Origin of the sequence: Devosia sp. (genome assembly GCF_039927955.1) — a bacterium.
In the GTDB taxonomy this organism is placed as follows: domain Bacteria; phylum Pseudomonadota; class Alphaproteobacteria; order Rhizobiales; family Devosiaceae; genus Devosia.
Genome location: NZ_JBDSUA010000067.1, coordinates 1 through 21,960, shown reverse-complemented (window position 1 = coordinate 21,960; position 21,960 = coordinate 1). Strand labels below are relative to the sequence as shown.

Here is a 21,960-nt window from a genome sequence, read left to right as displayed (position 1 = left end):
CAACGTTCAGCACGCCACCACGTTCACAGCGAGACCAGCGAGGCTGGTTTCCTTGTATTTGTGGGACATGTCCATACCGGTCTGGCGCATGGTTTCGATACAGGCGTCGAGCGGCACGGCGTGGGTGCCGTCGCCTTTCATGGCCAGCGAGGCGGCGGTGACGGCCTTGACCGCGCCGAAGGCGTTGCGTTCGATGCAGGGGATCTGCACGAGGCCCGCCACCGGGTCGCAGGTCATGCCCAAATGATGTTCAAGGGCGATTTCGGCGGCGTTTTCGATCTGTTGCGGAGTGCCGCCCATGACGGCGCAAAGGCCGGCAGCGGCCATGGCCGACGCTGAGCCGACTTCGCCCTGGCAGCCGACTTCGGCGCCCGAGATCGAGGCATTGTGCTTGATGATGCCGCCGATGGCGGCGGCGGTCAGCAGATAATCGCGAATGCCGGCGGCGCTGGCGGTGGCGTCGAACTTCAAATAGTAGCGCAGCACGGCTGGAATGACCCCGGCAGCGCCATTGGTGGGGGCGGTGACGACGCGGCCGCCGGCAGCGTTTTCCTCGTTGACCGCCATGGCGTAGATGCTGAGCCAGTCATTGGCCATCAGCGGAGTGATTTCGTTACGCTGCCATTGCGCATCGAGCTGGGCAAAGATCGCCTTGGCGCGACGTTTGACGTTGAGCCCGCCGGGCATGATGCCATCCTGCGCCAGACCGCGATCGATGCAGTTGGACATCGCCGACCAGATGCCGTCAATGCCGGTATCGACGGCGGTGCGGCTACGGCTGGCTTCCTCGTTGGCGCGCTTCATCTGGGCGATGGACAGGCCCGAGGCGTTGGCCATGTCCAGCATTTCGATGGCGTTGCCGAACGGGTAGGGCACGTCGGCGTCGGAGGGTCTGGCGGATTTGACGCTGTCGAGTTCGGCCTCGCTGACCACAAAGCCGCCGCCGATGGAATAATATACCCGGCGCAGCAACAGGCCACCATCGGCATCGTAAGCGGCAAATTGCAGGCCATTGGGGTGACCCGGCAGCGGGGTTTTCTTGTCGAACACCAGATCGCGCGCCGGGCGGAAGCGGTAGGGCTTGTGGCCAGGCGGGGTGATAGTGCCCGAGGCTTCGACGGCGGCGATCAGCGCCTCCATCTGGTCGGGATCGACGGTTTGTGGGGATTGGCCCAGCAGCCCCAGGATCACCGCCTTGCCGGTGCCGTGGCCGATGCCGGTAAAGGCCAGCGAGCCATGCAGGCTGGCGGTAATGGCGGCGGGCTGGGCATTGCGGGTGCGCGGCCAATCGCCATGCAGCAGTTCATCGAGAAAGCGATTGGCGGCAGTCATCGGGCCCATGGTGTGGGAACTCGAGGGGCCGATACCGATCTTGAAGACGTCAAAAACTGAAAGAAACATAAGTGTAGTGTGGCGCAAGCGATGCGCCGGGGCAACCGGGCACTGTTGCGGAAACTGGAACAGTGCGGCGCGGCGGCAGTGCGTTGCGCGCGGCCGCGTTGCGCCTGATATCTGATGCCGTAATGTTGCCTGAACAGGAGAACCAAGTGAGCCAGTATCAGTTTCGTGAAGGCAGGGGTTCGCAGACCGGGGCGCCGTTGCTGCTGCTGTTTCACGGCACAGGTGGCGACGAGAACCAGTTTTTTGACCTCGGCGCGCAATTGCTCCCGGGCGCGCGGCGGATCGCGGTGCGGGGCGACGTGTCCGAGCATGGCGCGCTGCGCTATTTCAAGCGCACCGGGGAGGGCGTTTACGACATGGACGATCTGGCGTTGCGCACAGCGGCGATGGCCAGGTTTGTGCGCGAGCGGATCGCCGAGGACAAGCCATCGGCGGTGATTGGGCTGGGCTATTCCAACGGCGCCAATATCCTGGCCTCGGTGATGTTTGCGCAGCCCGATGTGTTCGATGTCGGCGTGCTGCTGCATCCACTGATCCCGTTTGCGCCGGCCGATCAGGCTGGGCTCAAAGACAAACGCGTGCTGATCACGGCGGGGCGGCGCGACCAGATGATCCCGGCGGAAATGACCGAGCGGCTGCAGGCCTATTTCACGCGACAGGGCAGCTCCATTGAAACGGCGTGGCATGCCGGCGGGCATGATATCCGCAGCGAGGAATTGCAGGCAGTGCTCGGCTTTTTGAAGCCTTATGCGGTGTTGACGGTTTAGCAGCAGCAGGCCCTGTTTGAGGGTGCGGCGGTTAACGTCAGGGTACCTCACATCAGCACTTTGTTAACGGGTTCTGAAGTTGTGGGAACTAGGTTGGGCGGACTATGGATATCCGCCCAACCAACACCAGACCAACCAGCCGGATCGGCCGGTTGGGTCACGCCATTGCATCGAGCCTGCGGGCCCGGGTGCTGCTATTGGTGTTGCTGGGCTTTGCAGTCGTTGCCGTGCCGGCCTATGGCGCGTTCAACTGGATCGTCAGTTCGACCATTCTGCAACTGGGCACGCTGTTTGCCGAAAAGCAGATTCTTTATGATCGCTATCGCGGGCTGGAAGCGCTGAACCGCGAGGTTTCGCTGGCCGAAACTTTGGCCGGGGCGCAGGCAATCCGTGATTGGGCGCGCGACGAGGCCGATCCGCAGCGGCGCGAGCGCGGCATTGCCGAACTGGAGCATTACCGCAAGGCGTTTGCCGACGGCAGCTACTTTTTCGTGGTCGGCAAATCGGGCAATTACTATTTCAACGACAAGGCCAATAGCCACGCCGGCAGCCAGTACAGCTATACGCTGGACCCCAATAATCCGCGCGACAAATGGTATTACACCACCGCGGCGCTGGGGAGCGGCTGCCATCTGAATGTCGACAACGACCATGTGCTGCACGTCACCAAGGTGTGGATGAACTGCGTTATCCGCGAGGGCAAGACGGTGCTGGGCATTCTGGGCACCGGCATCGATCTGACCGCGTTCGTGCATGAAGTGGTCAATGTGCCGCAGGTCGGCGTGACGGCGATGTTTGTTGATCGCGCCGGACAGATCCAGGCGCATCGTGATCGGGATTTAATCGCCTATCATTCGCTGGTGACCGGCGTGGATGCCAAGACCAGCGTCTATTCGCTGTTCGAGCGGCCCCAAGATCAGGCCGAGCTCAAGGCGATGATGGACGAGGTGGCCATTGGCGGGCCGCTGGTGCGCTCGCAATTCATGCAACTGGGCGGCAAAAGCGTGCTGGTGGGCGTGGGATATCTGGACAAGCTGGGTTGGTACAATGTCACGCTGATGGACATCGACCAGATCATTGACCATCGGCTGTTCCTGCCGATCGGGCTGCTGCTGGCGCTGGCCATTGTGGGCGTGGTGGCGTTGCTGGCATGGCTGTTCCGGCGGCAAGTGGTGGACCGGGTGGGGCGGCTGGAAACGGCGGTTCATGCGGTGCGGCGAGGCGATTTTGCCGCTGCCGACGGGATTGCCTCGGACAGCGCCGACGAGATCGGACGGCTATCGAAGGCGTTTGCCGAAATGGCGCGGACGCTGGGCGAGCATACGCGGTTGCTGGAAACGCGGGTGCGCGAGCGCACCCTGGAACTGGAGCAGTTGGCGTTCAGGGACCAGCAGACCGGAATTGCCAATCGGCGCGGGTTCATGGCCGCCTATAACGCGCTGGCCAAGGACAAGAATCACGGCATGCTGCTGATCGATATCGATCTGTTCAAGCAGATCAATGACAGCTACGGCCATGTCGCCGGGGACGTGGTGGTGCTCGAAGTGGCGCGGCGGATCAGCGCCTCGATCGGCATCGGCCATGTCTGCGCCCGCTGGGGCGGCGATGAATTTATCGTGCTGCTGGCCGATAGCGCACCGCATCTGCTGCGGGCGGTGGCCTATGCGGTGATGGCCGATATCTGCGATGAAAAAGTGATCCTGCCGGACGGCCGCGAAATTGCCGTGACCATCAGCATCGGGGCGTGCCTGGCCGAACCCGGCGACAAGATCGAGATGGCCACCGACATGGCCGATGCGGCGCTGTATATGGCCAAAGCTGATGGTCGCAACAAGGTTGTGGTGTTTGATCGGCAGACCGAAGCCCAGAGTGACAAGGCCTTTGGCGAGGCTTAGCCAAACCGTCGACCCGCATCGCTCCCCGGCATAATCCATGCTAGCTCTTGGCGCAAAGATTTGCCGGGAGGCCGACGATGCGCAAACTGATCCTGTCCCTGATTTTACTGCTGGTGGCGACCGCCTGCCAGCCGGCCTTTGCCGCCAGCTTTGATTGCAACAAGGCCGCGACGCCGACCGAACACGCAATCTGCGATACGCCCGAGCTTTCCCACAAGGACGACGTGCTGGCCAAGGCGTTTGCCACGGCGATCGGTGGGCTGAGCAAGGCGGCGACCAACAAGATGCGCAACGATGAGGCCGACTGGCTGGCTTATGTCGACGGCGACTGCACCGATGATGGCAAGCCCTTGACCAGTGGCGAGTACACCGACGACCAGAAGGCTTGCCTTGGCACCCTGATCGACAATCGGATCAAGACGCTGGAAGACAGCCGGATGCTTGGCGGGTTCCGGTTTTACCTGACCAGCAAATATGCTGCGCTGGTTGATCCGGACCAGGTCGATAATCCCGAAGCCTATACCAAGCTGGCCAATTACGACGGCTCGGCGCCGCTGATCGATGGCGACGACGACACCGCCATGGCGTTCAATGCCTTTATTCTGGACAAGGCCAAGGATCAGCTGGCGCTGTTTGCTCCGGCCAGTACGCCGGACGGGCTGGATGCGACGAGCGACACCAGCGTGCGGATCAATGTCAACGAGGTCACCCCGGCGCGGATCAGCCTCAAGGTCATGAACTATTATTTTGGCCATGGCGCGGCCCATGGCGGCACCGATCTGGGCAATTACCACTTCCTGATCAGCAAGAACCGGCCGATGGAAGCCTCGGACATTTTCAAGGGAACGGCATGGAAGAAGAAGCTGCTCGATCTGGCGGTCAAGCAGGTCAGGGCGCAACTCGGCGATAACCTGATGCTCGATGATCCCAGCACCCTGGCCGATCTGGTGATCGATCCCTACCGCTGGAGCTTTGGCGAGACCGGACTGGAAATCCAGTTCGAGCAATATGAAGTCACCGCCTATGCGATGGGCGCGCCGGTGGTCACGGTGTCATGGGATGACCTGACCGATCTGCTGACCGACGACTATAACAGCGTGGTGTATGGCTACTGAGGCTGGCGGGCGCTACTGCGCCCGCAGGTCGGCCCATTCGGGGTGGCGCTTGAACTGGGCCACCACATAGGAGCAGAGCGGCACGATCTTGAAGCCGTCGCTGCGGGCATCGCTGATAGCGGCGTTGACTAATTGGGCGGCAATGCCGCGGCCGCCGAATTCGGGCGGCACGCCGGTATGGTCGATGGCGATGACTTTGTCGGCCACCTTGCGATAGGTCATTTCGGCCTCAAAGCCGTCGCCGAGATCGACCATGTAACGGCCATGGCCGTTCTGGTCCTGCCGCTGCACGGTGTAAGTTTGGCTCATGCCGACAATCCTCTGCGTCATCGGTGGGGAATATCGGGCTTGCGCCAGCGGCTTTCAATGGCGCGGCCGAGACCGCCGAGAAAGGGCGCGACCGCCAGCAGGATGGTGCGATGGTAGTGGATCAGCAGGAATAGGGCACCCAGGACCAGGGTGCCCACCAGGATGACCAGCTCCAGCGACAGGCCGATGGATTTCAGCCACGCAGCCAGCAGCATGCCCGGCAGAATATGGGTGGCAGCCCAGACGAAGGCCGAGGAAATGTTGATCAGCGAAAAATAGCGATAGTCCATGCCCACGATGCCGGCGACACCGGGGATCACGGCTTTGACGCCCGGAATGAAGCGGCCGATGAACACCGACTTGCCGCCATGCTGCGCAAAGAACACCTGGCCCTTTTCGATCAGGTCCTGATGGTGCTTGAACGGCCAGACTTCCTTGATGCTGTCGCGCAGCAAATGGCCAATGCCATAGGAAATGGCATCGCCGATGATGGCGCCTATAACTGCGGCAAAATAGACTTCCCAGAAGGGCAGGCGGCCTTCGGCAATGATCCCGCCGACGAGCAGCAGGATTGGCGTCGAGGGCACGAAAATGCCCAGGACGAACACTGCCTCGGCAATGGCGACACAGAAGATGAAGATGAAGGTCAGCCAGAAATTGCCGGAAATGGCATCAAGAATGGCCGAGAGATAATCCGAGATCGCGTGGAAAATATCAAACATCGGCGCAATCTCACTGTCCGCTCAGGCATCAGTGCGGGATATCGGGCTTGCGCCAACGGCTTTCAATGGAGCGACCGAAACCACCAAGATAGGGCGCCAGCGCCAAAAGGATGCGGCGATGGTAGTGAATGAGCGCGAACACGGCGGCGAGGATCACAGCGCCAAACAGGATCACCAGTTCCAGGCTAAGTCCCATCGATTTGAGCCACTGGGTCAGGTACATGCCCGGCAGGATGTGCGAGGCGGCCCAGATGAAGGCGGAAATGACGTTGATCAGGGTGAAATAGCTCCAGCGCATGCCCAGCATGCCGGCAATGCCCGGCACCACGGCCTTGAGGCCGGTGATGAAGCGGCCGATGAAGATCGCCTTGCCGCCGTGCCGGGTGAAGAACACTTCACCACGCGCAATCAGCGGTAGATAATTGGTGAACGGCCACATCGTCTTGATGCGATCCTTGAGCAGGAAGCCAATCCAGTAGCTGATGGCGTCGCCGACGACGCCGCCCAGCGAGGCCGCAAAGAAGATCGGCCAGAAATTAAGATTTTGCGTGGCGATCAGGCCGCCGACCAGCAGCAGGATGGGGAGCGACGGGACCAGCAGGCCAACGATGAACACTGCCTCGCCGACGCAGACCAGAAAGACCAGAAAGACGAACAGCCAATAATTGCTCGAAACCGACAGCATGATGTTGCTGATCAGGTCGGTGATTGAGTGTAGAAAATCCATGCCCGGTGGTTCCCCTGATGAGCCGATCCGGGTTATTGACGGCATGCGCCGGTGCTTCACCCATGGGCGCACATTGCTGTAGCATCACGGCGCTGGCAAGGGTCGCCGGGGGAGGTCGTCACTATGTCGCTGCCTATTCACCACATGATTGCATCGGGGCCACGACCGGTGGCGCCGTTTTCCCATGCGGTGGAGGCCGATGGCTGGGTGTTCGTCACCGGGCAGATGCCGACCCATCCAGCGGCGCCCGATGCGCCACTGCCGGACGGCATCGCGGCGCAGACAAAGCGGGTGATGGAGAATTTGAAGCTGGTGCTGGCCGGGATTGGGCTGGGGCTGGAAAATATCACCTTCGCGCGGATTTACCTGACCCAGTTCGAGCGCGACTATGCGGTGCTGAACGAGACCTACAAGACGTATTTCGAGCCGGGCAAACTGCCAGGGCGGACGACGATCGGGGTGACGGCGCTGGCGGTGGGCGCGCTGGTGGAAATCGATCTGGTGGCGCGGCGGCCCTAGTAGCCGGACCTGGTGATGGCGGCTGATCCGCCGCGCGCCGTTTCCAACGCTGCTCTGGCGCCATCACGCAGATGGGCGTGGTCAGGGCCGATGGCGACAAGATCAAACCCCATGGCCAACAGCTCGCTGGCGCGTTGGCCGGTAGCGCCCATGACGGTGGCGATCTTGTTGCGGGTGCGGCAGGCGGCCAGCACCTTGTCGAGCGCCACGCCAACGGCGGCGTGGGTGGGCTGGATCGAGCCGGTGAGGGCAATCGACAGATCGAAGGGGCCGACGAAGACGCCGTCAATGCCGGGCGCATCGAGGATGTCGTCGAGCGCGGCGAGGCCTGCGGCAGATTCGATCATGGCCAGGATGACATTGGTGTCGTTGGCTGTCTCAAATGAGCCAAAAAGGACGTTCAGTCCGGCCCAGAAATAGTACACAGTATGGGTGCTGCCGTAGGGAAGCTAATGACCACATTGCATTTGATGGTAGGGCTGCCCTGCTCCGGAAAAACCACACTCTCAAAGAGTTTGGAAATCGAACTGGGCGCGTTGAGACTTACGCCTGACGAGTGGCACAGACTGTTATTCGGCCAGGACGCAAGTCACCCTGAACACGACGCGAGACACGACAAAATAGAGCTGCTCCAGTGGAGAGTGGCGGCCACTGCCTTGGCCCGCGGGCTTGATGTAATTCTTGATTTCGGCTTGTGGTCGAAAACCGAGCGCGACGAGTTCAGGCAACGTGCCGCCGCCTTGGGCGCAGATACGAAAATCCACTTTCTCGACGTTTCGTTCAAGGAACTGCTGGAGCGCCTAGATCAACGCAACAAGCACGCCGCAGAAGAAGTAACTTTTATTCCTCCGGCGATGATGGATGAGTATTTGTCGCGTTTTCAGGCGCCCGATGCACAAGAGCTCTCGTTGAACGCCGACTAGGGTCGTTGGGTCCAGATGACCATTGTTGGATTCCAACGGAGTTAGCTCAACGATCGAATACGCGCGGAGGCCGCCCGATCAACCCCCAACCTAGCCCTCCCCACAAGGGGGAGGACTTATCTTGTGCCAGTCGGTGATGTGCGCCTACGCCGAATACGCCTTGGTGTTCTGGCGCTGTTCGCCCAGGCCCTCTATGCCGAGGCGCATGACGTTGCCGGGCTTGAGCCAGACCGGGTTTGGCTTGATGCCTTGGCCGACGCCGGGAGGCGTGCCGGTGGAGATGATGTCGCCGGGCTGCAGGCTCATGAACTGGGAGATGTAATGGACCAGATGGCGCACGCCATAGACCATGGTGGCGGTAGAGCCGTTCTGGTAGCGGTGGCCATCGACTTCTAGGAACATCGAGAGGTTCTGCGGATCGGCGACTTCATCGGCTGTCACCAGCCACGGGCCGATGGGGCCGAAAGTGTCGGACGACTTGCCCTTGGTCCACTGGCCGGAACGTTCCTGCTGGAAATGGCGTTCGCTGAGATCATTGACTACGCAATAGCCGGCGACGTGATCCATGGCGTCGGCTTCGTCGACGTAGCGGGCTTCCTTGCCGATGACGACGCCGAGTTCGACTTCCCAATCGGGCTTGAGCGCGTTCTTGGGGATGATCACATCGTCATTGGGGCCGATGATGGCGCTGGTGGCCTTCATGAACAGCACTGGCTCTGGCGGCACGGCCATGCCGCTTTCGGCAGCGTGGTCGGCATAATTGAGGCCGACGCAGATGAACTTGCCGACCTGGCCGACGCAGGGGCCGATGCGGCTGCCGGCGTCCAGGATCGGGAGCACGCCGATGTCGGTGGCGCGGATCTTGGCCAGACCTTCGGGGGTCAGGGTGGCGCCGGCGATGTCGCCGACGACGCCGGTGAGGTCACGAATGACGCCATGCTGATCGAGAATGGCAGGCTTTTCTGCGCCCTTGGCGCCAACGCGAAGCAGTTTCATTATGTCAAATCCCTTGGCTTTGCTGATGCCTTAGCCACTAACATGTTAGTTTGTCGAGGTCGGAACGTAGTCAAACCGTTCGGTCTGGCGCTATTCGGGGCGGATGATGCCCTTTTTCAGCAGGATATTGCCGTAAAGCCGGCGCTCGCCGGTCTGGATGATGGCATAGGCGCCCTTGACGCGATCATAGAAAGCAAAGCGCTCCATCGAGGACAGCTTCATTTCCGGTTCGTGCTTGACGATCAGCGCCGAGAACTCATCCATCACCGGCAGGCGCTGGTTGGCGTCGCCCATCACCTGCATGCAGATCGCCTGTTCATCGACAAAGCTGTCGAGCGGCATCAGCGTCAGCACGGCATCGAGGATTTCGGTGGCGGAATTGCCATCGGCGCGGACCAGTTCCGGCCCGGCGCTGTCGCCGGGATAGTTGGCGTCGACAATGGCGATTTCGTCGCCATGGCCCATGGCGCGCAGAATGTAGAGCAGGTCCGGTCCCAAAATGGGCGGTATCGACTTGAGCATAAATTCCTCCAGAGTGTCGGGTCCTACCCGAACGGAAAACTATCGGTTTCCCCGGCTTTGCCGAGGCTTTCCCCATCGGCGAACAGGCCGGGGGTTTCGCGGGCGAAGGCGAACAGTTCCACCATCACCGCATCGATATGGGCGCGGATGGCTTTGGTTGCCTGCGGATTGTCGCGCGCCAGAATGCCATCAAAAATTGCCTGGTGTTCGGCAATGGTGAGGGCCAGGCGCCGCGGGGTGATGATCAGGCGGCGGGCACGATCCAGATTAGCACGGGCGCCGTCGATGATGTTCTTGATCTTGGTGAAGCGCATCGAGCGGAAGATGATGTCGTGAAAATCGATATCGATCTGATGGAAGGTTTCGCTGTCGTCGCGACTGGCGGCCTCGCGCTGCTGGGCCATATTGGCGTGCAGCGCCTCGATCAGAGTGGCATCGTGATTGCCGATCAGCACGCGCAACGCTTCGCTTTCCAGCGCCTTGCGGATCAGCATGTATTCGCGCACGTCGGCAATGCGCACCAGCGACACGGTGGAGCCGCGCTGCGGGGCAATGTCCACCAGCCCGTCGGCCTGCAGCCTGGCCAGCGCTTCGCTGACCGGAAAACGCGACACGCCCATCTGCTCGCAGATGGCACCCTTGTCGATGGCGGAGCCGGGCGGCATGTCCAGCGTGACGATGGCCTGGCGCAGCGCATTAGTCACGTCGACAGTGACGCTGCCGCGCGACAAAGCGGTTGGGCGCACCAGAAAATGATAAGGACTTGCTTCCGTTCTCATGCTAACATGTTAGTAAGACCACAAGAGCTTTACAACCGAATTGATCGGGTTATGCCGCTGGGAGACCGGCACCACCCCATCATCGGACCCAGTACAAAGCTATTGCCCGCAGCGCCCTTCGAAAGCAACACCCATGTCTGAAACGATGATCCGTCCCGAAACCAAAACCCTGGTGCTGCACCCCGATGACAATATCGCGGTGGCACTGGCCAATCTTGATGCCGGCACCAGTACGCCGCAGGGTACGATCACCGCCAAGCGGGTGCCCAAGGGCCATAAGTTCACTTTGCGCCTGGTGCATTCGGGTGAGGCGATCATCAAGTTCGGGCAGATCATCGGTTTTGCGAAGCAGGACATCGCGGCGGGCGATTGGGTGCATGAGCACAATTGCGGCATGGGCGGCGCCGATGGCACGCTCAAGCACGATTATGCGTTTTCCGAAGGCGCCATTGCGCCCGAAATGATCCCGCTGGGGCAGCGGGCGACGTTCGAGGGGTATCGCCGCCCGAACGGCTCGGTGGGCACGCGCAATTATGTGGGCATCCTGACCTCGGTGAACTGTTCGGCCACCGTGGCCAAGTTCATCGCCGAAGGGATCAATCGCTCCGGTATTCTGGATGACTATCCGGAGATCGACGGCGTTGTGCCGTTCGTACACGGCACCGGCTGCGGCATGGAAAGCCGGGGCGAGGGTTTCGATATCCTGAAGCGGACCCAGTGGGGTTATTCGTCCAATCCCAACCTGGGCGCGGCGATGCTGGTGGGGCTGGGCTGCGAAGTGTTCCAGATCGGCCGGATGAAGGAAATGTACGGCATCAAGGAAAGCGACCACTTCCAGACCATGACCATCCAGGAAAGCGGTGGCACCAAGAAGATCATCGAATGGGGCATCGAGCGGATGAAGGAAATGCTGCCGGTTGCCGGACGCGCCCGCCGGGAAACCGTCGATGCGTCGGAACTGACGCTGGCGCTGCAATGCGGCGGCTCGGACGGCTATTCGGGCATCACCGCCAATCCGGCTTTGGGTTATGCGGCCGATATTCTGGTGCGCAATGGCGGCACGGCGATCCTGAGTGAAACGCCGGAAATCTACGGCGCCGAACACCTATTGACCCGCCGCGCCGTCAACCGCGAAGTGGGCGAAAAGCTGATTTCGCGCATCCACTGGTGGGAAGACTATACCAAGCGCAATCACGGCGAGATGAACAACAATCCCTCGCCGGGCAACAAGCTGGGTGGGCTGACGACGATCCTGGAAAAATCGCTGGGCGCCACGGCCAAGGGCGGTACGACGCCGCTGACGGCGGTTTATGAATATGCCGAGAAGGTCAAGGAAAAGGGCTTCGTATTCATGGACACGCCGGGCTTTGATCCGGTTTCGGCAACCGGGCAGGTCGCAGGCGGCGCCAATATCCTGTGCTTCACCACCGGGCGCGGTTCGGCCTATGGCTGCAAGCCCGTGCCCTCGATCAAGCTCGCCACCAATTCGGACATGTACAACCGCATGCAGGGCGACATGGACATCAACTGCGGCGATATCGTCGAAGGCGTGTCGATCGAGGACAAGGGCCGCCAAATTTTCGATTTGATCCTCAAGGTCGCCTCGGGCGAACACACCAAGTCGGAAGACCTGGGCTATGGCGATAACGAGTTCGTGCCATGGCAGGTTGGCGCGGTGATGTAGGTCTCCGCAAAGCAGCAACCCGGAACCGGCGTCCGGGCCGGTTCCCCCGCCAACAGAATCGTGTAGCGTCACCCCGCACCTGAGGGGTGATTTATGACAACAGTTATCGCGGCGCGGGGCGTGACCAAACGGTTTCGCCAGCCTAAACGTTTTCCCGGATTGGTTGGCTCGCTGCGCTCTCTGGTGACGCGGCAATATACCGAGATGACTGCGGTCAACGATGTCAGCTTCGATATCGCGACCGCCGAGGCGGTGGGTTATCTGGGGCCGAACGGCGCCGGCAAATCGACGATGATCAAGATGATGACCGGTATTCTGGTGCCCAGCACCGGGACGGTGCAGGTGCTGGGGCGGACCCCGCATCTGCAGCGGCAGGATAATGCGCGCGATATTGGCGTGGTGTTCGGCCAGCGCAGCCAATTGTGGTGGGACCTGCCGGTGCAAGACTCGTTCGAGCTGCACCGGCGCATCTACGACATTGCCGATGCGCGCTATGCGGAAAACCTGAAACACCTCAGCGCCCTGCTGGATCTGGGGCCGTTCCTTGATCGGGCGGTGCGCCAGCTCAGCCTGGGCCAGCGCATGCGCGCCGAAATCGTCATGGCGCTGCTGCATGATCCGAAAATCCTGTTTCTGGACGAGCCGACGATCGGGCTGGACGTGGTGGCCAAGGATGCGGTGCGCCGGTTTCTGGCCGAGGTCAACCGCGAGCGCGGCGTGACCATCATCCTGACCACCCATGACCTGCAGGATATCGAGCAGATCTGTCCGCGCCTGATCATGGTCGATCACGCCAGGCTGATCTTTGACGGAGAGCTGCGCAAGCTGCGGGCAACGCTGGGATCGAGCCGGCGGCTGACGCTGGAATTTGCCAGCGATCCGGGGGTGCTGGAGCTGACCACGGCTCGGCTGGTGGCCGACGAAGGCCCGATCAAGCACTTTGCGCTGGAGCGCGAAGAGGTGTCGCTGATCGATGTGCTGAGCGAAGTGGGCAACGGCCGCGGGCTCAAGGATATCAAACTGGATGAGCCTAATATCGAAGAGGTGATCCGCAGCTTTTATCAGGGGCGGAACGCCTTGGCGCAGCCAGCATGAGCAAATATCTGGCCTTTGCGCAGAGCGCGCTTCAGACGCAATTGGCCTATCGCGGGCAGGTGTGGGCCGCCTGGTTCGGTCGGTTGATCCAGGTGTTTGCCTGGATCGCCATCTGGATGGCGGTTTACAAGGATGCTGGCAGCGTCAACGGGGTGACACTGCCCGAAATGATCACCTATGCGGTGATTGGCAGCACGCTGATCACGGCGTGGGACTGGCGCAAGCTGATCTACACGCTGGGCAATTCGGTCACCAGCGGCGATGTGGCGATCTATCTGCTGAAGCCGTTGCGTTTTCCGCTGTATCTGTTTGCCACCGAATGCGGGAACCTGACGTACCGCATTGCCGCCATAGCCGTGCCGGTGATTATCGTGGCAACGCTGACCTATGGCGTGCTGCCACCGGCCAGCCTGTTTCACGGCCTGATGTTTCTGGCATTCTTTGCTCTGTCGTTCGTGCTGATGTTTCTGATGGCGGCGCTGTGTGGGCTTCTGGCCTTCTGGCTGATGACGGCATTTTCGCTGGAATGGACCCTGCAGGGCATTCTGTCGCTGCTGTCGGGCAGCGCCATTCCGCTGTGGTTCTTTCCCGATGCGGCGCAGGGCTTGATCAAGCTGCTGCCATCGGCATGGATCGGCTATCACCCGATCGCAGTGTATCTTGGCAAGACCACCGTGAGCGAGACCTGGTTCTATTTTACGCTGGGGCTGGGATGGGCCGGGCTGATGGCTGGCGGGGTGGCCCTGCTGTGGCGGGCCGCGGCGACGCGCATTACCGTGCAGGGGGGCTGACCGATGCAGCAGGCGTTCCGGGTCATTCCGTTTCTGGTCCATCTCTATGTCAAATCGCGGATGGAATATCGCAGCGCATTCCTGTTGGCGATCGGGGCGCAGTTTTTCTCCTATGCCTGCGGCTTTACCTCGCTCTGGGTGATGCTGCTGCGGTTCGACACGCTGGGCGGCTGGTCCTGGCCGCAACTGGCGCTGCTGTTCAGTTTTCAGTTGCTGACCTATTCGCTGGGCGCGGCGACCAGCTTCGTGCAATTGCGCGATATCGAGGAAAAGGTGCGGCTGGGGACCTTCGATACGCTGCTGGTCAAGCCGTTCAGCCCCTGGGCCTACCTGGTGTTTTCCGGGCTCAATATCGGTTATGCCGGGCATATCGCGCTGGCGGCGGGGCTGATGGCCTGGGCGCTGACACAGGTCGGGGTCGACTGGAATTTCGGCACCGTGGCCTATTTGGTCGCTGCAACAATCAGTGCGGCAATGGTCAATGCGGCGATCATCACCATGATCGGCGCAACCGCCTTTATCGTGGTGCAGTCGAGCCACCTCTACACGATCTTTTTCGGGGTCTGGGAGCTGTCGCGCTATCCGCTCAATATCTTCCCGGCGGTGCTGCAATGGACCCTGCTGACCATCGTGCCACTGGGCTTTGCCAGCTATGTGCCGATGGCCTACCTGATCGGCAAGGACATCGCGGTGCTGGGAAGCTGGGGCGGCCCGCTATCGCTGCTGGCCGGTCCGGTGCTGGTCCTGTTGGCGATGGCGCACTGGCGCTTTGCGATTTCGAAATATCAGGGCGCCGGCGGTTAAGGCTCGCCGCCCGGCGTCATGGCCTTTGCAAACCGGTGGCTGCGACATCCAGCGAGTAGACGAACTGGCTCGAGGTGATGAACAACCGGCTGCGGTTTGGTCCGCCGAAGGTGACGTTTGAGGTACTGGTACCCAGGATGATGCGGCCCAGCAGCGCGCCGGCGGGATTATAGACGTTCACATTGGGGCCGGCGCTGGTCCAGATATTGCCCATGGTGTCGAGCCGGAAGCCATCGGGAAGGCCGCTATCGGCATCAATGAACACCCGCGGGTTAGCCAGCGTATTGTCGGCAGCAAGGTCGAACATGCGGATGTGGGCGGGATAGCCGGGACGGTGGGTCCGGCCGGTGTCGGATACATAGAGCGTGGATTCATCGGGCGAGAAGGCCAGGCCATTGGGCTTTTCGAAATCATCGGCGACGATGACCAGCGAGCCATCAGCGGGATCGAAACGATAGACGTGGCAGCCGGTCTGCTCGCTGTCGGACTTGTAGCCTTCATGATTTGAATCGATGCCATAGCTGGGGTCGGTGAACCAGATGGTACCATCGGACTTGACCACCACGTCATTGGGGGAATTGAGCCGCTTGCCATCGTAGCGGTCGGCCAGGGTGGTGATGGTGCCGTCATATTCGGTGCGCAGCACGGCGCGGGCGCCATGCGAGCAGGACACCAGCCGGCCCTGCAGGTCGCGGGTATTGCCGTTGATGAAATTGGACGGGCTGCGGAAGGTGGAGACGCCATGATCGGGTACGAAGCGCAGCATACGATTGTTGGGAATATCGCTCCACAGCAGATAGCCGCCATCGGCGAACCACACCGGGCCTTCGCTCCAGATGCACTGGTCAAAGATTTTCACCAATGGCGCATCGGGCCCGGTCAGGTCGCGGAAGGATGGATCGACGAATTCGTAATGGGCGGGGTGAGTCATCAGGGTCCTCGGTAATGGGGCGATCCAACAGCAATTGGCGGGCCGGGGCAAGGTGCCGCAACGGTGCAATGCACAGGTCACATTGACGACTAACATGTTAGTGACTAGACCAAGGATATTGCCCCTTTCGGAACCGACATCATGGCCGCGCTCGACAACATGCTGACCATCGACGACCTGAAGCGCCGCGCCAGGCGCCGGGTACCCAAGATGTTTTTTGAGTATGCGGATTCAGGCAGCTATACCGAAAGCACCTATCGGGCCAATGAAGAGGATTTCGCCAGCATCAAGCTGCGCCAGCGCGTGGCGGTGAACCTTGAAGGGCGCAATCTCAGCACTGAAATGCTGGGCAAGGCGATCACCATGCCGGTGGCGATTGCCCCGGCGGCGACCGGCGGCATGCAGGTGGCCGATGGCGAGATCAAGGCCGCCAAGGCGGCAGAAAAATTCGGCATTCCATTTACGCTCTCGACCATGAGCGTCTGCTCGATCGAAGACATTGCCGAGAATACCACCGCGCCGTTCTGGTTCCAGCTGTATGTGATGCGCGATCGCGGCTTTATCGAGCGGCTGATCGACCGGGCCAAGGCGGCGAACTGCTCGGCGCTGGTGCTGACCATGGATCTGCAGATCCTGGGGCAACGGCACAAGGACATTCGCAACGGCTTGTCGACGCCACCGAAATTCAACGCCAAGAGCCTCTGGCAGATGATGCAGCATCCGCAGTGGTGCCTCGAAATGCTGGGCACCAAGCGGCACACCTTCCGCAATATCGTGGGCCACGTGGAGGGCGGACACGATCTGAGTTCGCTCGCGGTGTGGACGGCCTCGCAGTTCGATCCGACGCTGAACTGGACCGACGTCGCCTGGGTCAAGCAACGGTTCGGCGGCAAGGTGATCGTCAAGGGCGTGCTCGATCCGCGCGACGCGCAACTGGCGATCGATCATGGCGCCGATGCGGTGATCGTCTCCAACCATGGCGGGCGGCAGCTGGATGGGGCGCCCTCGAGCATCAGGGTGCTGCCGGAAATCGTCGATGCGGTCGGCAGCAAAACCGAAGTGTTCATGGATGGCGGCATCCGCAGCGGACAGGACGTGATCAAGGCACTGGCGCTGGGCGCCAAGGGCACCTTCATCGGCCGGCCAATGCTCTACGGTCTGGGCGCTGGGGGCGAGGCCGGCGTGACCCGCGCACTCGACATTATCCGCAAGGAAATGGATGTCACCATGGCCCTGATGGGCGAGCGGGATATTTTGAATATCGACGGGAAGAATATTTATAGTAACGGGCTGGTGCAGTAGCACACGTTAGCGTCTTGGTCTAAATCGTTAGCTGCGGGTTATCCTTCAGATGACATTTGGGTAACAATTTGATGGCGCGGCGTAATAATGCTGCCGCAGGCAGTCAGCCGTGATAGGTCGGCGTCTCACCCTCATCGAGAGCGGTCAACTGTCTGTAGATGGACTGCGACACCGTCTTCATCTGTTCGTCCGGCAGCGAGCCGACCACCGTGCAGGTGATGAAGGCATTGGCCCAGTAAAAGGCGTCGGTCTGGTTGATGGCCGCGAACTGGTAGGCCGAGGCATGGTCGGGCAGGGCGTCGGTGATGTAGATGGTGACGCGCTCGGCAGCGGCGTTCTCGTACATTAGCTGGGCAGCGCGGCCGGTTTTGGGATCGCCGGGCAACAGGCGTCCGCCGACGAGCTGGAAGCCTTCGGGGGCGAGGTCCGGCGTGCCGATCTTGGTATCGAGGCGGGCGGAGAGCCAGGACACCAGATGGTCCTGTTCCTTGGCCCAGACTTCGACGGCGTGGCGCTTTTCGCCGACAAACACTGTGTGGGCGTTGACAGCGCTGGCGATCAGGATGTCGCTGGCGCTGGGGGCGCGGTCGATCAGCGGGCGAACGAACCAGCCGGCGCCGATGCCCAGGCCGACCAGCACCACGGCGGCAGCGGCCCAACGAAAATTCATGCCGGAGCGGCGGTTTTGTTCGGCGGCAATGCGTGCGGCGCGCAGGCGCGCCGGCACGGGTTCAGCGGCGACCGGGGCGAATAGCGTGGTGATGGCATCGCGCTGGCGCTGCCAGAGCGCAACTTCTGCGGCGGCATCGGGATTGGCAGCGAGATGGGCTTCGACGGCCGCGATCTGCTCGGGGGGCAATCGCCCATCGGCGTAGGCCATCAGCACGTTGTGGGTTACGGGCAAGCTCATTTGACCGTCCTCAGATGCGGTTCGGCTGGCATGCCGGTCAAAGTGCGCAGGGCAGCGCGGGCGCGGCCGAGACGTGACATCAGCGTGCCTTGGGGAATGCCGAGCATCGTGGCGGCTTCGGCGTAGGAAACGCCTTCGAGTACGATCAAGAGCAGCGCCTCCTTCTGGTCGAGCGGCAGGGTTTCGATGGCGCGGGCCATTTCGGCCAGCGCGATATGGCCCGGCTGCGGGGCCGGGGTCGAGGGTTCGATGACCATGCTGTCGATATCGACTGTCTGGCCGCGGCGTTTATCCGCCCGCACTGAATTGCGGAACAGGTTGAGCAGGATGGTGAACAACCAGGCGCGGACCGGGCCGGAGGGCCGGAACAGTCCGCGCCGGGAAATGGCGCGTTCAAGGCAATCCTGCACGAGATCATCGGCCAGATCGACATTGCGGGTCAGCGCACGCGCATATCTGCGCAGCGCGGGAACCGCCGCTTCGACCTGGTCGAGGAAATCGCTCAAGAGGTTATGCCCTTAACGCACAATCAGTTTCAATCGAGGGCAAGATGCCATACGCCGCCAACGCCGTCGCCGGTGATATCGCCGGCCTTGGTGTCCTTGAACCAGTAATACAGCGGCCAGCCCTTGTAGGCCCACATCTTGGAGCCGTCGGTGCGATCAACGATGGTGAAATCGCCTTCCGGCTTGGACGTGGCATCGGCCATCAGCGGCGGCCAGTGTACAGCGCAGTCGTCATAGCAATTGGTGACGCCCGGCGCGTCCTTGTCGAAGATGTAGAGCGTCATGGCGTTCGCGCCGGTCAGCACTTCCTTGCCGCCGATATCGACGGATTTGACGGCGCCGCCGAGATAGTCCTCGGCAAAAGCGGGGGCAGAGAACAGAGCGAGCGCAGCGGCGCCAGCGAGCAGAGTGCGAGAAAACATGGGTAATCCCTCCGTGTTGGGCAGGGCGTTTTGGCCCTTGCACAATGATCAACACCGGCCGGCGCGGTTTAATCCCGCGATTGCAAAATTTTTCTGGGCGCCGGAGTGATTTGCAAATCGGGCGGACCATGCCAAGAGTTGGCCGACGAAACGGCAAGGGAGGGTCGCGGTGTCGGAGAGGGACAGCCCGGCGGGCGGCATCATGGCGCTGGCTTTGAGCCTGCCGCGTGGCATTGATCGGATCAGCCGGGTGTTTGGCATCGTGGCCACCTGGCTGGTGCTGTTTTCCTCGATGATCAGCGCCATCAATGCGCTGTTCCGCTACTCGACCGGGGCGATGTTGTGGCTCGAACGCTCCTATGGCTGGCAGGTCTTTGGCTGGCTGCTCGGGGTCTATGGGCGCAATTCCAACGCGCTGTCGGAGGCGGTCTGGTACATGTTTGCCGGCATGGTGATGCTGGGCGGAGCATGGGCGTTCAAGATCAACGAGCATGTGCGCGTCGATCTGGTTTATGGCGCGATCAGCGAAAAGGCCCGGACCTGGATCGACCTGCTGGGCGGGTTGTTCTTCCTGCTGCCGTTGTGCGTATTGATGGTCTATTTCACCTGGCCATGGTTCTGGCAGTCTTTTATGAACGGCGAGGGCTCGCTCAATGCGGGCGGGCTGGTGCGCTGGCCGGCGCGACTGATGATCCCGCTGGGGTTCGCCTTGCTTGGCCTGCAGGGCATTGCTGAAATCATCAAATGTATCGCCGCGCTCACCACTGATTATGTGCGTGAGTTCGCCTACGAAAAGCCGCTGCAATGATGGAGTTCATTGCCGCCAACATGGCGCCGCTGATGTTTGGCGGCCTGGTGCTGTTCATGGTGATCGGCTATCCGGCGGCGTTTTCGCTGGCGGCGGTCGGGCTGTTCTTCGGGCTGGGCGCCGTCCAACTCGGGCTGATCCCGCCGCAGTTCTTTGGCAATCTGACCTATCAATTGTTTGGCGTGCTTTCCAACGAGTTGCTGCTGGCGATCCCGTTTTTCACCTTCATGGGGGTGATCCTGGAAAAGAGCGGACTGGCCGAGGACCTGCTCGAAGGGTTCGGGCAATTGTTCGGCGGGGTGCGCGGAGGGTTGAGCTATGCGGTGATTTTGGTCGGTGCGGTGCTGGGCGCCATTACCGGCACGGTGGCTGCCTCGGTGATCGCCATGGGGCTGATCTCGCTGCCGATCATGATGCGCTACGGCTATGATGTGCGCCATGCCACCGGGGTGATTGCTGCTTCGGGCACCATTACCCAACTGATCCCGCCATCGCTGGTGCTGATCGTTCTGGCGGCGCAGCTCAATGTGTCGCCGGGCGATATGTATATCGGGGCGACCGGGGCTTCGATCGTGCAGGTGCTGCTGTTTGCCGGCTGGGTGCTGCTGCTGTCGATCATCCGGCCCCAGGATGTGCCGGCGCTGCCACCCGAAGCGCGGACGCTGCGGGGCTGGCCGCTGGCGGCCAGGGTGATGCGCGGGATTATCCCGTCGCTGGCGCTGATTTTTATCGTTCTGGGTACGATCTTTCTGGGGCTGGCGACGCCAACCGAGGCGGGCGCCATGGGCGTGGTCGGCTCGATGCTGCTGGCCTGGATCAATGGGCGCCTGAGCCGGCGGCTGATCTGGGAGGGCATGGAAGCCACGATGCGGCTAACCGCCATGGTGGTGTTCATCCTGCTCGGGTCGCGCGTGTTCAGCCTGGTGTTTCAGGGCGTCGGCGGCGGGCACTGGATCGAGGGGATGCTGGCCAACTTGCCGGGTGGGGTGGTTGGCTTTCTCATCGTGGTCAATGTCTTCGTCTTCGTTTTGGCGTTCTTTCTGGATTTTTTCGAGATCGCCTTCATCGTCATTCCGCTGGTGGCGCCGGTGGCGCAGGCGCTCGATATCAACCTGATCTGGTTCGGGGTGATGATCTGCGCCAACATGCAGACCAGTTTCATGCATCCGCCATTCGGCTTTGCGCTGTTTTACCTGCGCGGGATTGCGCCGCGCGAGACGGTGAAAACCCGTGATATTTATCTGGGCGCCATTCCCTGGCTGGTGCTGCAGCTGATCCTCGTGGCCTTGCTGATCGCCTTTCCGCAGATGGTGACGGCATTCCTCAGCGACGGACCCAAGGTTGATCTGGACAGCATCCAGATCGTGTTGCCGCAACAAGGCACTGGCGGCACGCCCCCGCCGGTCTTCGACATGAGCGCGCCGCCGAGTTTTAAATGAATTACAGCGCGCCGGCGCGCTGCTGGGTCATCATGAAGTTGTCGAAATTGTACTCCGCCACCTGTTCCCAGAGGTAGTGTTCCTTGCGGAAGGCGGTGATCGAATCCCAGACCTTCTTGAAGTCGGGGTTCTTGGCCGACATTTCGGCATAGGTGTCCCTGGCGGCGTTGAAGCTGGCTTCCATGATGTCCTGGCTGAACGGGCGCAATTGTGCTCCGGCGCCAACCAGCCGCTTGATGGCGGCAGGATTGACGTAGTCATACTTGGCCAGCATGTCGGCGCTGGTGGCCTGTGCCGCAGTCTTGAACAGCGACTGATAGGCCGGGGGCAGTTCGTTCCATTTAGCCTGGTTGACCAGGGCGTGAACGGTCGGGCCGCCTTCCCACCAGCCGGGATAATAGTAATAGGGGGCGACCTTCTGGAAGCCGAGCTTTTCATCGTCATAGGGGCCGACCCATTCGGCCGCGTCGATGGTGCCCTTTTCCAGTGCCGGATAGATGTCGCCGCCGGCGATCTGCTGCGGCACAACGCCAAGCCTCTCCACGACCTTGCCGGCGAAACCGCCGATGCGCATTTTGAGGCCCGAGAGATCG

At 61.4% G+C, this 21,960-nt stretch carries 25 protein-coding genes; 12 read left to right on the top strand and 13 right to left on the bottom strand.

Going from position 1 to position 21,960, the window contains the following annotated elements; all coding sequences use genetic code 11:
• Nucleotides 1-6: 6 nt before the first annotated feature.
• On the bottom strand, nt 7-1,401 hold the full coding sequence (locus ABIT12_RS16215; RefSeq protein ID WP_348045329.1) for an L-serine ammonia-lyase: 1,395 nt from the start codon (nt 1,399-1,401) through the stop codon (nt 7-9).
• A 146-nt stretch (nt 1,402-1,547) separates the two neighbouring features.
• Here ABIT12_RS16215 and ABIT12_RS16210 point away from each other — a divergent pair, with 146 nt between their 5' ends.
• The 3 genes from ABIT12_RS16210 to ABIT12_RS16200 all read left to right on the top strand — a co-directional run bounded on the left by ABIT12_RS16210 (nt 1,548) and on the right by ABIT12_RS16200 (nt 5,178).
• Entirely contained in the window at nt 1,548-2,168 is a 621-nt protein-coding gene (locus ABIT12_RS16210) for an alpha/beta hydrolase (protein ID WP_348045327.1), read from the top strand.
• A 104-nt stretch (nt 2,169-2,272) separates the two neighbouring features.
• The gene (locus tag ABIT12_RS16205; protein ID WP_348045325.1) at nt 2,273-4,063 is read left to right on the top strand and encodes a diguanylate cyclase; all 1,791 of its coding nucleotides are present in this window, start codon (nt 2,273-2,275) and stop codon (nt 4,061-4,063) included.
• A gap of 77 nt (nt 4,064-4,140) precedes the next feature.
• The gene (locus ABIT12_RS16200; RefSeq protein ID WP_348045323.1) at nt 4,141-5,178 is read left to right on the top strand and encodes a DUF3298 domain-containing protein; all 1,038 of its coding nucleotides are present in this window, start codon (nt 4,141-4,143) and stop codon (nt 5,176-5,178) included.
• A gap of 12 nt (nt 5,179-5,190) precedes the next feature.
• Here ABIT12_RS16200 and ABIT12_RS16195 read toward each other — a convergent pair whose 3' ends face one another.
• Genes ABIT12_RS16195 through ABIT12_RS16185 form a run of 3 tightly spaced genes read right to left on the bottom strand, consistent with a single transcriptional unit; the run spans nt 5,191 to nt 6,936 of the window.
• The gene (locus ABIT12_RS16195; protein WP_348045321.1) at nt 5,191-5,487 is read right to left on the bottom strand and encodes a GNAT family N-acetyltransferase; all 297 of its coding nucleotides are present in this window, start codon (nt 5,485-5,487) and stop codon (nt 5,191-5,193) included.
• Between the two features lie 17 nt (nt 5,488-5,504).
• Nucleotides 5,505-6,209 (bottom strand): DedA family protein, encoded by a 705-nt coding sequence (locus ABIT12_RS16190; RefSeq protein WP_348045319.1) that lies wholly within the window; start codon nt 6,207-6,209, stop codon nt 5,505-5,507.
• 28 nt (nt 6,210-6,237) lie between these two features.
• Nucleotides 6,238-6,936 carry a DedA family protein gene (locus tag ABIT12_RS16185; RefSeq protein ID WP_348045317.1) on the bottom strand — a complete coding sequence of 233 codons (699 nt, stop codon included), beginning with the start codon at nt 6,934-6,936 and terminating at the stop codon, nt 6,238-6,240.
• Nucleotides 6,937-7,059: 123 nt separating this feature from the next.
• Here ABIT12_RS16185 and ABIT12_RS16180 point away from each other — a divergent pair, with 123 nt between their 5' ends.
• Nucleotides 7,060-7,455: a RidA family protein gene (locus ABIT12_RS16180; RefSeq protein ID WP_348045315.1), complete on the top strand. Its 396-nt coding sequence runs from the start codon at nt 7,060-7,062 to the stop codon at nt 7,453-7,455.
• On the opposite strand, the gene ABIT12_RS16175 is transcribed toward ABIT12_RS16180, so the two are convergent.
• Nucleotides 7,452-7,880 (bottom strand): aldolase/citrate lyase family protein, encoded by a 429-nt coding sequence (locus ABIT12_RS16175; protein WP_348045313.1) that lies wholly within the window; start codon nt 7,878-7,880, stop codon nt 7,452-7,454. The two genes, ABIT12_RS16180 and ABIT12_RS16175, sit on opposite strands and share 4 nt — an antisense overlap.
• A gap of 27 nt (nt 7,881-7,907) precedes the next feature.
• Between ABIT12_RS16175 and ABIT12_RS16170 the strand changes: the two genes are divergently transcribed.
• Nucleotides 7,908-8,378 carry an ATP-binding protein gene (locus ABIT12_RS16170; RefSeq protein ID WP_348045311.1) on the top strand — a complete coding sequence of 157 codons (471 nt, stop codon included), beginning with the start codon at nt 7,908-7,910 and terminating at the stop codon, nt 8,376-8,378.
• A 144-nt stretch (nt 8,379-8,522) separates the two neighbouring features.
• On the opposite strand, the gene ABIT12_RS16165 is transcribed toward ABIT12_RS16170, so the two are convergent.
• The 3 genes from ABIT12_RS16165 to ABIT12_RS16155 all read right to left on the bottom strand — a co-directional run bounded on the left by ABIT12_RS16165 (nt 8,523) and on the right by ABIT12_RS16155 (nt 10,675).
• Nucleotides 8,523-9,374, bottom strand: coding sequence for a fumarylacetoacetate hydrolase family protein (locus tag ABIT12_RS16165; RefSeq protein ID WP_348045309.1), 852 nt, complete (start codon nt 9,372-9,374; stop codon nt 8,523-8,525).
• 90 nt (nt 9,375-9,464) lie between these two features.
• Nucleotides 9,465-9,896, bottom strand: a complete 432-nt coding sequence (locus ABIT12_RS16160; RefSeq protein WP_348045307.1) for an RbsD/FucU domain-containing protein — start codon at nt 9,894-9,896, stop codon at nt 9,465-9,467.
• 23 nt (nt 9,897-9,919) lie between these two features.
• Nucleotides 9,920-10,675, bottom strand: coding sequence for a GntR family transcriptional regulator (locus ABIT12_RS16155; RefSeq protein ID WP_348045305.1), 756 nt, complete (start codon nt 10,673-10,675; stop codon nt 9,920-9,922).
• Between the two features lie 133 nt (nt 10,676-10,808).
• Here ABIT12_RS16155 and ABIT12_RS16150 point away from each other — a divergent pair, with 133 nt between their 5' ends.
• The 4 genes from ABIT12_RS16150 (at nt 10,809) to ABIT12_RS16135 (ending at nt 15,049) form a co-directional block, all read left to right on the top strand.
• The gene (locus ABIT12_RS16150) at nt 10,809-12,359 is read left to right on the top strand and encodes an altronate dehydratase family protein (RefSeq protein ID WP_348045303.1); all 1,551 of its coding nucleotides are present in this window, start codon (nt 10,809-10,811) and stop codon (nt 12,357-12,359) included.
• A gap of 93 nt (nt 12,360-12,452) precedes the next feature.
• On the top strand, nt 12,453-13,454 hold the full coding sequence (locus ABIT12_RS16145; protein WP_348045301.1) for an ATP-binding cassette domain-containing protein: 1,002 nt from the start codon (nt 12,453-12,455) through the stop codon (nt 13,452-13,454).
• Nucleotides 13,451-14,245, top strand: a complete 795-nt coding sequence (locus ABIT12_RS16140) for an ABC-2 family transporter protein (RefSeq protein ID WP_348045299.1) — start codon at nt 13,451-13,453, stop codon at nt 14,243-14,245. The genes ABIT12_RS16145 and ABIT12_RS16140 overlap by 4 nt, the downstream gene beginning before the upstream one ends.
• 3 nt (nt 14,246-14,248) lie before the next feature.
• Nucleotides 14,249-15,049, top strand: a complete 801-nt coding sequence (locus ABIT12_RS16135; protein ID WP_348045297.1) for an ABC-2 family transporter protein — start codon at nt 14,249-14,251, stop codon at nt 15,047-15,049.
• A 16-nt stretch (nt 15,050-15,065) separates the two neighbouring features.
• On the opposite strand, the gene ABIT12_RS16130 is transcribed toward ABIT12_RS16135, so the two are convergent.
• Nucleotides 15,066-15,980 carry an SMP-30/gluconolactonase/LRE family protein gene (locus ABIT12_RS16130; RefSeq protein ID WP_348045295.1) on the bottom strand — a complete coding sequence of 305 codons (915 nt, stop codon included), beginning with the start codon at nt 15,978-15,980 and terminating at the stop codon, nt 15,066-15,068.
• Nucleotides 15,981-16,121: 141 nt separating this feature from the next.
• On the opposite strand from ABIT12_RS16130, the gene ABIT12_RS16125 reads away from it, so the two are divergent.
• Nucleotides 16,122-17,282: an alpha-hydroxy acid oxidase gene (locus ABIT12_RS16125; RefSeq protein WP_348045293.1), complete on the top strand. Its 1,161-nt coding sequence runs from the start codon at nt 16,122-16,124 to the stop codon at nt 17,280-17,282.
• 103 nt (nt 17,283-17,385) lie between these two features.
• On the opposite strand, the gene ABIT12_RS16120 is transcribed toward ABIT12_RS16125, so the two are convergent.
• The 3 genes from ABIT12_RS16120 to ABIT12_RS16110 are packed head-to-tail and all read right to left on the bottom strand — an operon-like array spanning nt 17,386 to nt 19,120.
• Complete coding sequence (locus ABIT12_RS16120; RefSeq protein ID WP_348045291.1) at nt 17,386-18,192, bottom strand: anti-sigma factor; 807 nt, start codon at nt 18,190-18,192, stop codon at nt 17,386-17,388.
• Nucleotides 18,189-18,698 carry a sigma-70 family RNA polymerase sigma factor gene (locus ABIT12_RS16115; RefSeq protein ID WP_348045289.1) on the bottom strand — a complete coding sequence of 170 codons (510 nt, stop codon included), beginning with the start codon at nt 18,696-18,698 and terminating at the stop codon, nt 18,189-18,191. Before ABIT12_RS16115 ends, ABIT12_RS16120 begins: the two co-directional genes overlap by 4 nt.
• A gap of 29 nt (nt 18,699-18,727) precedes the next feature.
• Nucleotides 18,728-19,120: a hypothetical protein gene (locus ABIT12_RS16110; protein WP_348045287.1), complete on the bottom strand. Its 393-nt coding sequence runs from the start codon at nt 19,118-19,120 to the stop codon at nt 18,728-18,730.
• A gap of 169 nt (nt 19,121-19,289) precedes the next feature.
• Between ABIT12_RS16110 and ABIT12_RS16105 the strand changes: the two genes are divergently transcribed.
• Nucleotides 19,290-19,928: a TRAP transporter small permease subunit gene (locus ABIT12_RS16105; RefSeq protein WP_348045284.1), complete on the top strand. Its 639-nt coding sequence runs from the start codon at nt 19,290-19,292 to the stop codon at nt 19,926-19,928.
• Nucleotides 19,925-21,367, top strand: coding sequence for a TRAP transporter large permease subunit (locus tag ABIT12_RS16100; RefSeq protein WP_348045280.1), 1,443 nt, complete (start codon nt 19,925-19,927; stop codon nt 21,365-21,367). Before ABIT12_RS16105 ends, ABIT12_RS16100 begins: the two co-directional genes overlap by 4 nt.
• A gap of 1 nt (nt 21,368) precedes the next feature.
• Here ABIT12_RS16100 and ABIT12_RS16095 read toward each other — a convergent pair.
• On the bottom strand, nt 21,369-21,960 hold a 592-nt coding region (locus ABIT12_RS16095; RefSeq protein WP_407065635.1), incomplete at its 5' end, for a TRAP transporter substrate-binding protein.